The 14834-nt window shown below is 55.0% G+C and carries 15 protein-coding genes; 7 read left to right on the plus strand and 8 right to left on the minus strand.

The genetic code is table 11. The features are described from left to right. The 4 genes from ONB24_02715 to ONB24_02730 form a co-directional block, all read left to right on the plus strand. A partial coding sequence (locus ONB24_02715) for an SPASM domain-containing protein (GenBank protein ID MDZ7315015.1) occupies window positions 1-206 on the plus strand: 206 nt, incomplete at its 5' end. Further along, window positions 199-1275: a SynChlorMet cassette radical SAM/SPASM protein ScmF gene (gene scmF / locus ONB24_02720; GenBank protein MDZ7315016.1), complete on the plus strand. Its 1077-nt coding sequence runs from the start codon at window positions 199-201 to the stop codon at window positions 1273-1275. The genes ONB24_02715 and scmF, both read left to right, overlap by 8 nt. 754 nt (window positions 1276-2029) lie before the next feature. Then, the gene (gene scmC, locus ONB24_02725) at window positions 2030-2896 is read left to right on the plus strand and encodes a SynChlorMet cassette protein ScmC (protein MDZ7315017.1); all 867 of its coding nucleotides are present in this window, start codon (window positions 2030-2032) and stop codon (window positions 2894-2896) included. Between the two features lie 36 nt (window positions 2897-2932). Then, on the plus strand, window positions 2933-3394 hold the full coding sequence (locus ONB24_02730; protein MDZ7315018.1) for a signal peptidase I: 462 nt from the start codon (window positions 2933-2935) through the stop codon (window positions 3392-3394). Window positions 3395-3780: 386 nt separating this feature from the next. On the opposite strand, the gene ONB24_02735 is transcribed toward ONB24_02730, so the two are convergent. The 7 genes from ONB24_02735 to nuoF are packed head-to-tail and all read right to left on the minus strand — an operon-like array spanning window position 3781 to window position 11042. Continuing rightward, the gene (locus ONB24_02735) at window positions 3781-4518 is read right to left on the minus strand and encodes a 5-methyltetrahydrofolate--homocysteine methyltransferase (GenBank protein ID MDZ7315019.1); all 738 of its coding nucleotides are present in this window, start codon (window positions 4516-4518) and stop codon (window positions 3781-3783) included. Then, complete coding sequence (locus ONB24_02740) at window positions 4515-5402, minus strand: homocysteine S-methyltransferase family protein (protein MDZ7315020.1); 888 nt, start codon at window positions 5400-5402, stop codon at window positions 4515-4517. Before ONB24_02740 ends, ONB24_02735 begins: the two co-directional genes overlap by 4 nt. 23 nt (window positions 5403-5425) lie before the next feature. After that, window positions 5426-6091 (minus strand): corrinoid protein, encoded by a 666-nt coding sequence (locus ONB24_02745; GenBank protein MDZ7315021.1) that lies wholly within the window; start codon window positions 6089-6091, stop codon window positions 5426-5428. 34 nt (window positions 6092-6125) lie between these two features. Further along, window positions 6126-7127 (minus strand): uroporphyrinogen decarboxylase family protein, encoded by a 1002-nt coding sequence (locus ONB24_02750; protein MDZ7315022.1) that lies wholly within the window; start codon window positions 7125-7127, stop codon window positions 6126-6128. Window positions 7128-7156: 29 nt separating this feature from the next. Then, on the minus strand, window positions 7157-7645 hold the full coding sequence (gene nuoE, locus ONB24_02755) for an NADH-quinone oxidoreductase subunit NuoE (GenBank protein MDZ7315023.1): 489 nt from the start codon (window positions 7643-7645) through the stop codon (window positions 7157-7159). After that, window positions 7645-9381, minus strand: coding sequence for an NADH-dependent [FeFe] hydrogenase, group A6 (locus ONB24_02760; GenBank protein MDZ7315024.1), 1737 nt, complete (start codon window positions 9379-9381; stop codon window positions 7645-7647). The genes nuoE and ONB24_02760 overlap by 1 nt, the downstream gene beginning before the upstream one ends. 35 nt (window positions 9382-9416) lie before the next feature. Beyond that, the gene (gene nuoF, locus ONB24_02765; protein MDZ7315025.1) at window positions 9417-11042 is read right to left on the minus strand and encodes an NADH-quinone oxidoreductase subunit NuoF; all 1626 of its coding nucleotides are present in this window, start codon (window positions 11040-11042) and stop codon (window positions 9417-9419) included. Between the two features lie 752 nt (window positions 11043-11794). On the opposite strand from nuoF, the gene mgrA reads away from it, so the two are divergent. The 3 genes from mgrA (at window position 11795) to ONB24_02780 (ending at window position 14587) form a co-directional block, all read left to right on the plus strand. Beyond that, window positions 11795-12784 carry an L-glyceraldehyde 3-phosphate reductase gene (gene mgrA, locus ONB24_02770; protein MDZ7315026.1) on the plus strand — a complete coding sequence of 330 codons (990 nt, stop codon included), beginning with the start codon at window positions 11795-11797 and terminating at the stop codon, window positions 12782-12784. Window positions 12785-12875: 91 nt separating this feature from the next. Next, entirely contained in the window at window positions 12876-14297 is a 1422-nt protein-coding gene (locus ONB24_02775; GenBank protein ID MDZ7315027.1) for a hypothetical protein, read from the plus strand. Between the two features lie 128 nt (window positions 14298-14425). Beyond that, window positions 14426-14587: a hypothetical protein gene (locus ONB24_02780; GenBank protein ID MDZ7315028.1), complete on the plus strand. Its 162-nt coding sequence runs from the start codon at window positions 14426-14428 to the stop codon at window positions 14585-14587. A gap of 64 nt (window positions 14588-14651) precedes the next feature. Here the strand turns inward: ONB24_02780 and ONB24_02785 are convergent. Further along, the coding region (locus tag ONB24_02785; GenBank protein MDZ7315029.1) for an FAD-dependent oxidoreductase at window positions 14652-14834 on the minus strand (183 nt) is incomplete at its 5' end.

The raw sequence follows: 14834 nt of genomic DNA on the forward strand, positions 1-14834 counted from the left end.
ATCATCCGCACCTGAACAAACTGCGTGAGCGCCGGAAAATTCCGCTTTCGAATTTTCCCGCTTGTCGCCACTGCCGTTACCTGCCCTACTGCACCGGCAACTGCCCGGCCTTGGCCTATTATGAAACCGGCAGACTCGATCATCCTGCTGCGCAAGGGTGTCTGCGTCGCTATTTAGCCGAAGGAGGAAAACTGCCCGATGCATAGATCCCCCCTGCGGGAAATATATTTTTACCTCACCCGCGGCTGTAATTTGAGCTGCCGGCATTGTTGGTTGAGCAAAGCGCCGAGCGGGTCTGAGCATAGAGATTCATTTCTGCCGATTGAGCTCTTCCGCCATGCCGTGGAAGAAGCTCTGCCTTTAGGCCTGCAGCGGGTCAAGCTGACCGGCGGTGAGCCGATGCTGCACCCGCATTTTGAGGAGCTCATCGCTTTTCTACAGGCAAAAAATCTCGGCGTAAACATCGAAACCAACGTGACCTTGTGCACCCCGCAGCAGGCGAAACAATTAGCCGATTTGCGTTCCTGTTTCGTAGCCGTCAGTCTGGACGGCGCCGATGCAGAAACGCACGACGCCGTGCGCAATAAAAAAGGGGCCTTTGAGGAAACTATAACCGGAATCCGGTACCTAACACAAGTCGGAATAAAACCGCAGGTAATTTTTTCTCTTTTTCGTCGCAATGCCGAACAAATCCCCAGGCTCATTCAATTAGCGGAGGAACTGGGCGTTTCGTCTCTCAAATTCAACATTGTTCAGCCCATAGGTCGCGCCCTGCATCTTTACGATCAAAAAGAGACATTATCGGTTGCCGAGCTGATCGAGCTTGGCCGCCGAATCGATATGGTTTTCAGCCGCAGCTCCAAAGTTCCGCTTATTTTCGATTATCCGGCGGCTTTTCGGCCGCTCAGCACCATTTACCGTCAGGGCAACGGCGTCTGCCGCATCGAAGAGATCATCGGCGTGTTGCCGACGGGCGAATATGCGCTGTGCGGCATTGGAGAAAGCGTCCGCGAACTGGTATTCGGCCGGGTCGGCCAAGATCCTCTGGCAAAGATATGGTCGCGCAACAAGATCCTGAAGCGTCTCCACGATCATCTTGCCGATCATCTGCAAGGCGTCTGCAGCGTATGCGTCATGAAAAAGACCTGCAAGGGCAGCTGCATTGCACACAATTATTTCCGCGAAAAAAAACTTTTTGCGCCCTTTTGGTTTTGCCAAGAGGCGTACGAGCAGGGGTTGTTTCCGACTAGCCGTCTGACAAATGTTAAAAAATAGGGTAAAGGAGGAAACGATGAAAAGAGATCATGAAGCGAAAAGATCATACGCAAAAAAATACCAAAAACCGACGATTCTTTATCTCAGCGATCTTGTCGAGGGAAGCGGTGCCTGCACGCTAGGATATTCACATGGATGGGATGATTGCTCTGTGGGCGGTTACGTCACCTCCAACTGTTTTCAGGGCGGGAACGTTATGCCGGGCAGTTGTACACAGGGGAGCACATATGGGTTCTATAGCTGATCTATTAAAGATGCACACTTTAGGCGCTTAAAAGAAAACACAAAGAAATTGACCGATGGTCAATCTGCAGATCAATCGGATTTGATTAGATGATCAAGGCCGCAACGGCCGAGCGCCTTTACTTATTTTTTATTTGTGCTTCTTTTTAATATTACAGCCTGAATGCTCCTACTAAGAACGAGCGGCTATTCGGCGAATTGAATGCCGGGGATTTAAATGAATCAAGATGCGGGACATAAAATGATGGAAAGAACTGTAACACAGGGAGCATTAAAGCGCAAATACCAAAAACCAGAGATCTTTTATTTGGGTGACTTGCCTGAAGGAAACGGACAGTGCACAATTGGCACTTATTACAGCCTGCCCGCCTGCAAAATCGGGCCATATGTCGGTATACCCAGCTGCTCGTATGGAGCAAACTTTACTTCGAATGACTGTTATCTCGGCAGCAGAATCCTGCTTCTAAGTTGAACGAATTTTTGCCGTCTTACACAAACGCATTTAAAGTCAATGGCGAGGCAAAGCGCAGCCGGCGAGAAAAGAGCCTATTTTATTCGCCTGGCAGATGAAAGTCGATGGCTTTTGCAGGCAGCGGATCCGGCGGCGGAAGAAATGGTGAGGCGATATGCATCCGCTCTGGGGCTTTCGGCCGCTGTCGTTTCGAGCGATAAAGAGCTGCAGAGCGCTCATTCCTTGTTCATCCGCAGTGAATGGGCAACCGGACTTTCCGAGCCCGATTCCATCCATCGACCTTCTCATGCTTCTGAACTCGGGGATCTTTTTCTCGCCATGCGCAAGATCCAGCACCAATTCAGTCGCAGCCTTTTGGAAGTCAATCGCGCCGTGCTTCTCCATGGTGCATTGGTCTGTCCGCCGGGCGTGCCTCAGGTCGGCGTGATTTTGTCGGCGCGACGGGGTGTCGGAAAAACGACGGCCTGCCGTCGTTTGCCTCCCGACTGGGAAGCGTTGGCCGACGAAACCGTCCTGGTCGTTCGCGATGCGCAGGGAACTTTTTGGGGGCATCCCTTTCCGACGCTCAGTCGTTTTGCGAACGGCGGCAGCGGCGGCGTTTGGCAAACCGAAAGAGCAGTTCCGTTGGCGGCCGCATTTTTCCTGAAACAGGCGCCGGAGGATCGCCTCGAACCAATCGGTCAGGGACAAGCGGCGGCCTTGCTCACCTGCGCCGCTGAACAAATCTCTTATTGGTTGACCGAATTGCCGCTTGATACCGTACGCATTCTGCGGCAAAAGAGATTTGACCAGCTGTGCCGCCTCGCGCAAAGCGTCCCTGCTTTTGTCCTTCATCTTACCTTGACCGGCCGATTCTGGGAACTCATCGAGCAGGCGCTCGATGAAAAGGTCGTGAGGGATCGGTGAAAAGCTTTCAGGCAGCATTGCAGTCGATGGTGTTACATGCAGCCGCAACCTGCTGAAATTCTAAAGCAATTCGTCGTTTATAGAGGCAGCAGCATGCATCCGCTTCTGCGGGACGGGGATATTCTTCGCATCGCTGCTTACGGCCGGGCACTGCCGCGACGAGGAGATGTGATCCTCTTTTTTTTGCCCGACGAGGATCATGGGATCGTGCATCGGGTTGTGGCAGTGAGAAAAGAAAAAGTCGAAACGCGCGGGGACAATAATCGGCATACGGATCTCGGCTGGATAAAGCGGGAAAACATCGTCGGACGCGTAGTCGAGGCCTTTTCTTCCGATTACGCCGTAACCGTTCACGGCGGGAAAAAAGGGCTGTTGATCCATTATGCTTTGCGGCTTTTTTTGTTTCTGAAAATGGCCTTAAAACCGATTTTGAAACAGGCGGGGTGGTTACAAAAGGGGCGTCGGGTATTCCGAGCGTCTTTAGAGGTTGTTCGATGACCGATCATTGCCCGACGATCGATCGCCGGCATGATGAATCCGCCTTAGCCCGATTCATCGGGCGCAGACCTTAGCCGGCGGATTGATCCGCCGGCAGAATGGCGATGATACGTTCCAAATGTTAAATCACCCGATCATGAATAATCCCGACAACAAATCATCGCCCGGCGATAAATCGTCGGGCTAAATATCGACGGCGGATGAATCCGCCTTGGCCTTAGGCCTTAGCCCGATTTATCGGGCGTACGTTTTAACACGGCGATTTATCGCCGTACGCGCTAAGAACTAAGAACCATGGCGGATGAATCCGCCTTTAGCACGGCAATTTACCGCCGTTGTATAGGGGATTCATCGCCGTGTAAGCGATTTATATCCGTGTATCCGATTCATCCCCGCGCGTCATTCATTTGCGGCACATGCCGCCTTCTGTAAATACAATCCTTCATATCGCAGAAACGGCAGGCATAATCCAACCTCTTCACCTCTTTGCCGATGCCGATGATTCCGCTGACCGATTTGATCGGCGTCATGAGGGCCGAGTCGTTGAGCGATATGCCGCAAAAGCCCTTCGGCAGCAGCGAAAAAAGCTTGTGCTGTTCGTCGACCTTCCAGCCGCAATAGCCGGGACTGTATCGATTGGTGATGTTGAGTCCCAAGGACTTTTGTTCTGCTTCCAAGTAGGCCTGAATCTTGTCCATGGCGGTCTCGACCGCCTCGGAGGCGACGAGGTCCACGGCGTAACCGGCCAAATAGTCGCCGCAACGCATTTTCTCCGCCGCCAGCCGCTCCATCTCCGGACCAATGGTGCAAATGAAAACCGCAACGCTCGTCGAGCGGCGCAGCTGCGCGCCGATGATGCGGCCGATGTCGAATTCCACCTCGGCTACGCGACAACGCTTGTAATCGGACGACAAATCGATGGAGGGAAAAACAATCAAACCGCCGACGGGGTGAAGCAGCTGTTCCGCCGCCGCCAATGCGTCGTCGACGGCGTGCGCCGTCGGCGCAAAGTCTTGCTCTCCGCCGATGATTTCCAGAATCCTGTTTCGTTCAGGCAACGCCTCCTGCGGCAGGAGGCTGAACCGGAAGGCCTCTCCACTGTTCTGCAGTCGGGCGACATTCATGCCGCATACCTGCGTACCGCCGCGGCAATGGCGCGAATATGCTCCGGCGTGGTGCCGCAGCAGCCGCCGATAATATCCGCCCCTGCCTCAATGAGCGCCGGCACCAGATCGGCCATCATGGAGGGAGTTTCCGGAAAGACCGTTTGATCGTCGATCAAGATGGGCGCGCCGGCATTGGCGTGCACAACGATGGGTACCTGCGGCGCCGCAGCGCGCATCTGACGGACAATGTCCACCATCTGCGCCATGCCGTTGCCGCAGTTGGTGCCGATCATGTCGGCGCCGGCAGCCAGGGCCGCCGAGGCGGCTTCTGCAGGCGACACGCCCATCATCGTGCGGTATTCGTTCTGCGAAATTTTGTTGAAGGTAAAAGTGCAGATGACGGGCAAGCGCGTATTTTCTTTGGCTGCTTTTACGGCTATCGTCGCCTCATCGATCGCGGTAAAGGTCTCGCAAATGACCGCATCAGCGCCGCCGCGCTCCAAGGCTTGCGCCTGCACGCGGAACGCTTCATACAGTTCCTCTTCGCTTACATCGCCCATCAAAAGAATCTTGCCGCTCGGGCCGATGGAACCCAGAACGCCGTGCTCCGTGCCGGCCGCTTGCCGCGAAATTTCGGCAGCTTTTTCGCTCAATTCCGACGCCCTGTCACTAAATCCGTAATGCGCCAATTTAACCGCGTTGCCGCCGAAACTGTTGGTTTCGATGACGTCCGCGCCCGCTTCGATGTAACTGCGGGCGATGTCGAGCACGGCTTCGCGGTGAGTCACATTCCAGAGTTCCGGGCACTCACCCGGCTGCAGTCCTTTGTGCTGCAGAAACGTTCCCCAGGCGCCGTCGGAAACCAGCCGCCGCTTGGCGTTCAGGGCCGCCAAGATGTCCATAGCTTTCCCCTCTAATCAGTCTTTCAGGCCACTTTTTTGTTGAGAAATTCGACGGCACCCTGCGGATCGGGCGAATAGCCGTCGGCGCCGATTTTATCCGCAAACGCCTGAGTGACCGGAGCGCCGCCGATGATGATCGGCGTTTCCGGATGCTTTTCCTTGATCGTCCGGATGACCTTTTCCATGTTCACCATGGTGGTGGTCAACAAAGCGCTGATGCCCACCACGCAGCCTGGGTGTTCATCCACCGCCTTGAGAAATTTTTCCGCCGAGACATCGGTGCCCAAATCGATGACTTCAAAACCGCCGCCTTCGGCCACCATGGCCACCAGGTTCTTACCGATGTCGTGCAGATCCCCGGCGACCGTGCCGATGACAAAGGTGCCTTTTCGTTTTACTTCACCGGATTGAAAGTAGGGTTTCAGGTGATTCATGGCTGCGGTCATGGCCTTGGCCGACATCAGCAGCTCCGGCACAAACGCTTTATTCTCGCTGAATTTTTTGCCGATCCGGTCCATGCCCAAAATGCAGCCCTGCAGCACCTCGTCGGGACTGCAGCCGGACTGCAGCGCCGCAGCCGCCAGTTCGTCGGCGCCGTCCTGTCCCTTTAGGTCCGGCGGCCACGGAGCATCCCGATTTACTTTGCCTCGTTCCACGCATAACGCCAGTTTTTCAACCCATTCATTCACAGCTGAACTCCTTTGTTGACTGATGTATGTTGTCCTACAACGCTAAAGCATGCGATTGTGCATGCAGGTTGGCATGCGGCGTACCATCGGGAATTTCGCAGCCGGCGGCGCTGAAACAGCGCGGACCGCCGTCGGCGATACAGCGCCGCACGGCCTCTTCGACCTGTTGCGGCGTTCCCTGCAGCATGACCGCCACCGGATCAAAGTTGCCGCACAACGCCGGTCCGTTCGATTCATACACTTGCGCGGCATGCCGAAAATCGACCATCCAATCCAAATCGACAATGTCGGCGCCTGAGGCAGCCATGCCCTCCAGCAGATGAGTTGTGTTGCCGCAGATGTGCAGCCGAGCGGTTCCGCCGGCTTTGTGTACCGCGTCGAAAATGCGCTGCTCGTACGGAAGAGCATACTGAGCATACCAGTCGGCGGAAATCTGCGAGGCGACCGCATCGCCGAGGCCTATCAGATCGGCGCCGGCTTCCATCTGCGCCTTGGCAAAAAGAATTTCCTGTTCGCAGCAGAACTCCAGCAGGTCCGAAACCCACTCCGGCCGTTCAAAGATGTCCATCATCAGCGTGCTCACGCCGCGCAAATCGGCGGCTTCCGCCAACGCCCCTTCGACCCATCCCATGATCGGAACTTGACCGCCCACCCGTTCGCGGAAAAGCCGAATCGCTTCGAGCCGATCGTTCATCCGTCTGCCGTCTTCCGGCCGGACCAGTTTTAGTTTGTTCAAATCGGACGGATCTTTTAACAGCGGCTCGGTTGCCAGCGGCAGAGCATCCTGAGGAAATTCGACCTTAAGCCCCAAGTCGTGGGCTTCGCGATAAGGGTCGGAAATCGCCTGAGCAATATCGACCTGAAAGGCTTCAATAACGGCCAAATTGGCGTCGACCAACACGCGATAATCCAAATAATAATCGCGCAGTTCCGCATGAATGAAATGCGCCCCGAACTGCATAAAGATGTCGAAATTGGGAACCCGATCAACCGGTAAACCCTTTAAGCGGTTTCGAAACCGTTCATAGGAGTTCATGACCGTCTTCCTTGCGGATTTGTACTCGTTTACATCATCTCATCTTCGCGCACTTGATCGATGAGCTGCGGCACCTGTTGCGGCGTCACTTTGCTGTAGACCTTGCCGTTGATGGTCACCACCGGCGCCAAGGCGCAGACGCCGAGGCACCGGCTGCTTTCCAGGGAAAAGAGCAGGTCGGAGCTCGTTTCTCCCAGGTCGATTCCCAGTTCCGAGCGAAAAGCGTCCAACACCTTGTCGGCGCCTTTGACGAAACAGGCAGTTCCCAGACACACCGACACGGCATATTTCCCCGCCGGCCGCAGTCGGAAAAAGTGATAAAAGGTCGCAACGCCGCTGACCACCGAGGTGGGCACCTGCAGCCGCTGCGCCACTTCGTACATGTGCTCTTTGGATAAGTAACCGTATTTTTCCTGCACTTTGTGCAGGACGGCAATCAAATAGCTGTCCGGATGTTCTTTTTCCAGACAGGTCTCGATAAAACGAACGATTTCCGGGTCCAGTGTCGGCTTATTCATCACTTGATCCCCTTTGGTTCACGGGCAGTATACGTGGTGTGGAGAAGCTCGTGCGCCTTATGACTGCCCGGTTCGCCCAAATATTCTTCGTACAGTTTGAGAATGTAGGGGTTTTCATGTGACTTGCGCACCGTTTTGGCCTCGTCGATCGAATAGAGAGCGCCGGCACGCAGTCGATTGATCTCTTTGTCCAACACATAATAGCCGGGCGGAGGGTAAGGTTGGCCGCCGCCGCCGATGCAGCCGCCCGGACAGGCCATAAGTTCTACTAAATGATACTGCTTTTCGCCCGCCTTGACTTTTTCCAAAATCGTTTTGGCATTGTTCAAGCCGTTGGCGACGGCCACATTGAGCTCATATTCGCCGAATCGAATCGTCGCCTCGCGCAGCCCTTCGACGGCGCGCACCTGCGTAAAGTTGAGATCCGTCAGCGGCTTCCCCGTCAACTTTTCAGCGGCGGTCCTCAAAGCCGCTTCCATCACGCCGCCGGTGGTGCCGAACAAGTCCGCCGCACCGGTCGAAAAGCCGAGCGGCAGATCGAACTCCCCATCCGGCAGCCGCGTAAAGTCGATGCCGTAAGCCTTGATCATCCAGATCAGTTCGCGCGTTGTCAGCACGGCGTCGGTATACGGATACCCTTCAGGCGCAAAATGCTCCGGCCGTTCGATTTCGAACTTTTTGGCCACGCAGGGCATGATGCCAACCACGTAAATGGACCGAGGATCTATGCCCCGCTTTTCCGCATAGTAGGTTTTGAGCATCGTCGACAGCATCTGCATGGGCGACTTGCAGGAGGAGGCATTGGGGATGAGTTCTGGATAGAAATGCTCCATGAACTTGATCCAGCCGGGCGAGCAGGAGGTCAACAGCGGCAGATTCTCGCCTTTTTTCAGCCGTTCGGCCAATTCGTTCGCCTCTTCGACAATGGTCAAGTCGGCGCCGAAATTGGTGTCGAACACCGCATCGAAGCCCAGACGCCGCAAGGCGGTCACGGTCTTGCCGGTGCAGGGAGTCCCCGGCGGCAGGAAAAAGCCCTCGCCGATGGCGGCACGGATGGCGGGCGCAAGTTGGGCAATGACGATCTTGTTCGGATCGGCCAACGCATTCCAGACCCTTTCGGTATGCGGCTTTTCCAAGAAAGCGGCCGTCGGACAGACGTTGATGCAGACCGAATCCGCCATGCCGTCTTCGAATGCCGGCGCCACTACCGTATGAAAGCCGCGGTGCAGCTGACTCAAGTTATGGATGCCCTGTACCTCGGAACAGACGCGAACGCAACGACGACAGAGAATGCACTTTTCGGCGTTCCGGATCACCGAGGCGCTCGAAGACTCGATGGGGTGCTGTTTGCGCCTGCCCTCATAAAGCCGTTCGCGTACGCCGAGACTGTAGGCCAGGTTCTGCAGCTCGCAGTTGCCGTCGCGCTCGCAGGTTTGGCATTCCATGGGATGATTATCGAGGATCAATTCCACAATGTCCCGACGCGCCATGCGAATCTCGGGCGAGTTGGTGCGGATGCGCATGCCGTCCCACACCTTGGTCGAGCAGGAGGTGATGTACTTGTTGCTGCCCTCCACTTCGACGATGCAGACGCGGCAGGCGCCCTCGACGGAGAGATCGGGATGATAGCACAGCCGCGGAATGCGGATGCCGATCTGCTCCGCCGCCTGCATGATGGTCGTCTCTGCCGAAACGGTCAGCTTTTCATCATCGATATATATTTCAACGTTCTTCATATGCCAAGCTCACCTTGTCGTTTCTATGTCTTTTGTTACAATTTGGCAACGGCGTTGAACTTGCAGACATTGAAGCACTCGCCGCATTTGATGCATCGGCTCTGATCGATGACGTGCAGCTGCCGCGGTTTGCCGCTGATGCAGGCGACCGGGCAACGCCGCGCGCACAACGTGCAGCCCGTACACTTGTCGGTAATCTCGTAGCGGATCAGCTTGGCGCACCGATGCGCCGGACATCGCTTTTCCACCACATGGGCGACAAACTCGTCACGGAAATTCTGCAGCGCGCTGAGGACCGGATTGGGCGCCGTCATTCCCAAGCCGCACAAGGAAGATTTTTGCACGACCCGACCGAGTCGCTCCAGCTTGTTCAAATCTTCCAGCGTTCCTTCGCCGTCGGCAATTCGCTCCATGATCTCGAGCATGCGCAGCGTTCCTTCACGGCAGGGAACGCACTTGCCGCACGACTCGCTCTGAGTGAACTCGAGAAAATATTTGGCGGTCTGCACCATGCAGTCGGTTTCATCGAGCACAATCATGCCGCCGGAGCCCATAATCGAACCTAGAGCCGCCAGGGCTTCGTAATCCACCGGCGTATCGAGCTTGTCCGCCGGAATACAGCCGCCGCTCGGGCCGCCCGTCTGCACCGCTTTCAGCTTTCGGCCGTCCGGTATGCCGCCGCCGATGTCGAAAATAACCTCGCGCAGCGTCGTTCCCATCGGCACTTCCACCAGACCGGTGTTGTTGACCTTGCCCGCCAAGGCAAAGACCTTTGTGCCCTTGCTCTTTTCCGTGCCGATGCGCGCAAACCAGTCGGCGCCGTAGAGAATGATGGTCGGCACGTTTGCCCACGTCTCGACATTGTTGATGACGGTCGGATGTCCCCACAAACCGGACTGGGTGGGATAAGGCGGCCGAATGCGCGGCTGACCGCGTTTGCCTTCAATCGAGAGCATCAGGGCTGTCTCTTCGCCGCAGACAAAGGCGCCGGCGCCCAAACGGATTTCGATGTCGAAATCGAATCCCGAATTCATGATGTTTTCGCCGAGCAGGCTGTTTTCGCGCGCCGTGCGGATCGCCTTTTCCAACCGCTCGATGGCCAGCGGATATTCCGCCCGCACATAGATGTAGCCCTGATGGGCGCCGATCGCAAAAGCGCCGATGGTCATGCCTTCGAGAATAATGAACGGATCACCCTCCAAGGCGCTGCGGTCCATAAAGGCGCCGGGATCGCCTTCGTCCGCATTGCAGACGACGTAGCGGATCGGATCGTCATTGTCGGTGACCGCATTGCGCCATTTCAGGCCGGTCGGATAGCCGCCGCCGCCTCGGCCGCGCAGTCCGGACTTTGTGATTTCCTGAATCACCCAATCCGGATCTCCAAGATCCAGCACTTTCGCCAAGGCTTCATAGCCCTTATTCATCACATAGTCGACGAGGCTTTCCGGATCGATAAGGCCGCTGTTGCGCAGCGTCAAGCGCGTCTGCTTATTGAAAAACGCCACGTCCCCGTAAAGCGAAAAAAACTGTTCCGTGATGAAATCGGCGTGCGTTCGGTATCGTTCGGCAATCTTTTTCTCAATCAGATGCGTGCGCAAAATTTCGATCAATTCGCCGCGTTCCTGAAAAGTATAGAGCGTCTTTTCCGGGAAAATCATCATCACCTGCTGTCTGCCGACCCGCTCGGGCGAACAAAGCCCAAAGCAGCCGCTGCCGAAGACGCGAACGGTGCCCTCCTCAATGCCGATTTCCTCGAGCGCTGCCTCGATTTGCTTTTCAGGATTGTCCTTTCCGCCAAGACAATTTTCAGATGAACAGACGGTAATCACGTAATCATATCGGTTTTTCGTCTTTTTATCAAGGACGAACTCGGGAACCGTTCGCCCTCCGAGAACATGCTCCTGAAAGATGATCTGCACGCGTTCCGGCGTGACCCGTTCATATTTGATCGGAATCTGACCCGGTACGAAGACGCCGACGATCGGCTCGCGCGCACAGCGCCCGGTGCAACCGGTCTGCTTGACCAAAATGTCGTCTCTGCCGGAAGCGCGAATGAGCTTCTGAAATTCCCGCATCACCATGTCGCTACCGGCGGCTTTTTCACAAGTGGCCGAGCCGACTTGAACAATGATCTTTTCCTTTAAACCACTCTGCTCTCTTCGCGCCAACATATATTGACGCATCGCCTCGTAGTAGGCTGTTGCAGCTCCCATGAAGACCTCAACAATACATCACATCCGATAATTGTTTTTGAAAAATAATAAACAACAATCATTCAAACAATAAAAATATAGAATGAGCTGCTTCGCAATCCTTGACTTTAATCAAGAAGAACCTTAGGTTAATGGCAAATTGTACCGGTTGTTGAGCGCGGTGGGATTCTAACCTATCAAAATATCAAGGAGATCGTCGCATGTACCAGGCTGATCCCGATCGTTATTCAATGATGAAATACAATCGCTGCGGCCGAAGCGGACTAAAGCTGCCTGCCGTTTCCCTGGGGTTATGGCATAATTTCGGAGGCGTCGATGTGTTCGAAAACGGCCGCGCCGTGCTACGTCGCGCTTTCGACCTCGGCATTACTCATTTTGATCTGGCAAACAATTACGGCCCGCCTCCGGGCTCGGCGGAAGAGATGTTCGGCAAAATGCTGGCAACGGATTTCAAACCTTATCGTGATGAACTTATCATCTCCACAAAAGCCGGCTATTACATGTGGCCCGGCCCTTACGGCGAATGGGGTTCGAAAAAGTATCTGATCGCCAGCCTGGATCAAAGTCTTAAGCGTATGGGATTGGACTATGTCGATATTTTCTACTCACACAGACCGGACCCTGAAACGCCGATCGAAGAAACCATGGCGGCGCTCGATCTGATCGTTCGGCAAGGCAAAGCGCTCTATGTCGGCATTTCCAACTATTCGGTCGAACAGACCCGCCAGGCAATCCAGGCTCTGCGCAGCCTCGGCACGCCGCTGCTCATCCATCAGCCCAAGTATTCCATGCTGGTGCGTTGGGTGGAGGATGGACTGCTGGATCTGCTCGAAAAAGAGGGCGTCGGCTGCATTCCGTTCTCGCCTCTGGCGCAGGGACTGCTGACCGATCGGTATTTGAACGGCATTCCGCCCGACTCCCGTGCGGCCAAGCCGTGGGGCTTTTTGAAAAAAGAGGAAATCAGCGAGGACTTGATCCGAAAGATCAGGAAGCTGAATGCGCTTGCCGCAGAAAGAGGACAGTCCCTGGCGCAAATGGCTCTGGCCTGGGTGCTGCGCAAACCGCAGGTGACCAGCGTTCTCATCGGCGCGGGAAATGTGTCCCAGCTCGAAGCCAACGTCGGCTGCCTGAACAACTTGTCCTTTTCGCAGGAAGAGCTGCAAAAAATCGAAGAGATATTATCGCAATAAAGCCTCTTGTCGCCGGTGGCTCTAATTGGGAAAAGCTGAGATCCATTTTTGACGTTAATATTTTTCATGTTTTTTATTCAAGGAGGATGCCATGAAAAAGCTTTGGACTTGCGTGGGCGTTGGGGTGAGTCTGATGCTTCTTGTCCCGGCCCGGGACCTCGCCGCCGCCCCTAAAGAACGCTTCGAAGCCGTGGTGTACATGACTTCGCAATCTCCGGAAGAATATTTGGAATACCATGGTCCCATCGTCTTCTTCCCTCTGGAACAACCGGACGAAAACTTTCCCACCATTATCGTCGATGAAAACAAAACCTTCCAAACCATAGAAGGCTTCGGCGGCGCGTTTACCGATGCCACGGCGGTCATTTACTCGCTGCTCTCACCCGAGCAGAAGCAGGAATTCATCAAAGCCCATTTCGACCCGATCGAAGGCAACGGCTACACGCTTTGCCGCACGACCATTCACAGCTGCGACTATTCGGATGAAATGTACACCTATGACGATGTGGAAGGCGACGCGGAGCTGAAGCATTTTTCGATCGATCATGACCGCAAGCATCGACTGCCTCTCATTCAGGCGGCTTTAAAGGCGGCCGGCGGAAACATAAAGATTTTCGCCTCTCCCTGGAGTCCTCCGGCTTGGATGAAAACCAACAACAACATGCTCTACGGCGGCAAGCTAAAACCGGAGTATCGGCAAACTTGGGCCGATTATTTCGTCAAGTACGTCAAGGCATACGAAAAAGAAGGCATCCCCATTTGGGGGTTGACGGTGCAAAATGAACCTTTGGCCGTTCAGGTGTGGGAATCCTGTATTTTTACGGCCGCAGAGGAAAGAGATTTTGTGCGCGATTATCTTGGACCGACTTTGAAAAAGAACGGACTGGCGCACCTCAAGCTGATGATCTGGGATCATAACCGGGGCATCATGTACCAACGCGCCAAAGTCGCTTACGAAGATCCCAAAGCATCCCAATACATCTGGGGGATGGCTTTCCACTGGTATGTCGGCGATCACTTTGACAATGTACGCATGGTTCATGATGCTTTTCCGGACAAGGGTTTGCTGTACACCGAAGCGGGCATCGGCGGCAGCTGGAACGACGCCTTTCGTTTGGCCAAGAATATGATCATCGACTTGAACAATTGGGCGCAGGGATATGTTTATTGGAATATGCTGCTCAATGAAAACGGCGGACCGCGTCATGCGGGCGGGGAGTTCAGGGGCGAAAATGTCGTGACCTTTAACACTCGCACGAGAAAGTTGATCTACAGTCCGACCTATTACATGTTCGGGCATTTTTCACGCTTTGTCAAACCCGGCGCCAAGCGCATTGCCTGTACCTCCAGCAGCGACGATTTTATTGCGACGGCGTTCATCAATCCGGATGGCAGGGTGACGGTGATCGTGCTGAACCTTTCCAACGCGGACAGAGATTTTCAGGTGTGGGTAGAAGGAAAGGCGGCCCGATGGCATAGTCCGGCCAAAGCGCTGACGAATCTGGTCTTTTAGATTGAGCGGAAAACGGCGCATTTCAGCAGTCGGAATAAAGAATTCGTCCGGCGACGCAATACGCCGTTCCGAAATGTCTGTGCAGGCAGGCGGAACCGTCGGATTTTGCTGCCGGAAAGCAAAAAGAAATGGATGAACTCATCGGCTTCTCATGCAGCGGCGAAACTAATCAGCCCGCATCGAAAAAAGAGTCGACGAAAGTGCTGCGGGATCGTCGACCTTGTCTCCTTTCATCAGCCGATCAAAAGAGAACCGCTCCGCTGCAGCCTGCCGACTTGACGGCTCGGTAGTCGACGACACTCTCGGCCTCGGCAACAAAAAAGCATGGCAAACCGACTGGTCGAAAAGTCTCCGTCAACTCAGCACGTACTCGCGCGCCAACCGGCAAAAGTCGTCGATTTCCTGCTTTTGTCGTGCGTCGTCCCACCCCAGCTCCTGGGCCATTAAAACAGCGGTTTTGGGCGCGATTTCGGCCGCTGCCCGAGCGTCGAGAATCAGAGCCCGCGTGCGGCGAGCGAGCACATCCTCCAAGGTGCG

Source organism: candidate division KSB1 bacterium (genome assembly GCA_034505495.1).
Classification (GTDB): domain Bacteria; phylum Zhuqueibacterota; class Zhuqueibacteria; order Residuimicrobiales; family Krinioviventaceae; genus Fontimicrobium_A.

Bases quoted from the DNA above. Each gene is read 5' to 3' on its own strand.
- scmF (MDZ7315016.1), top strand. From the start codon at position 199: ATGCATAGATCCCCCCTGCGGGAAATATATTTTTACCTCACCCGCGGC.
- scmC (MDZ7315017.1), top strand. From the start codon at position 2,030: ATGGCGAGGCAAAGCGCAGCCGGCGAGAAAAGAGCCTATTTTATTCGC.
- ONB24_02730 (MDZ7315018.1), top strand. From the start codon at position 2,933: ATGCAGCCGCAACCTGCTGAAATTCTAAAGCAATTCGTCGTTTATAGA.
- ONB24_02735 (MDZ7315019.1), bottom strand. From the start codon at position 4,518: ATGAATGTCGCCCGACTGCAGAACAGTGGAGAGGCCTTCCGGTTCAGC.
- ONB24_02740 (MDZ7315020.1), bottom strand. From the start codon at position 5,402: ATGGACATCTTGGCGGCCCTGAACGCCAAGCGGCGGCTGGTTTCCGAC.
- ONB24_02750 (MDZ7315022.1), bottom strand. From the start codon at position 7,127: ATGAACTCCTATGAACGGTTTCGAAACCGCTTAAAGGGTTTACCGGTT.
- nuoE (MDZ7315023.1), bottom strand. From the start codon at position 7,645: ATGAATAAGCCGACACTGGACCCGGAAATCGTTCGTTTTATCGAGACC.
- ONB24_02760 (MDZ7315024.1), bottom strand. From the start codon at position 9,381: ATGAAGAACGTTGAAATATATATCGATGATGAAAAGCTGACCGTTTCG.
- nuoF (MDZ7315025.1), bottom strand. From the start codon at position 11,042: ATGATGATTTTCCCGGAAAAGACGCTCTATACTTTTCAGGAACGCGGC.
- mgrA (MDZ7315026.1), top strand. From the start codon at position 11,795: ATGTACCAGGCTGATCCCGATCGTTATTCAATGATGAAATACAATCGC.
- ONB24_02775 (MDZ7315027.1), top strand. From the start codon at position 12,876: ATGAAAAAGCTTTGGACTTGCGTGGGCGTTGGGGTGAGTCTGATGCTT.
- ONB24_02780 (MDZ7315028.1), top strand. From the start codon at position 14,426: ATGGATGAACTCATCGGCTTCTCATGCAGCGGCGAAACTAATCAGCCC.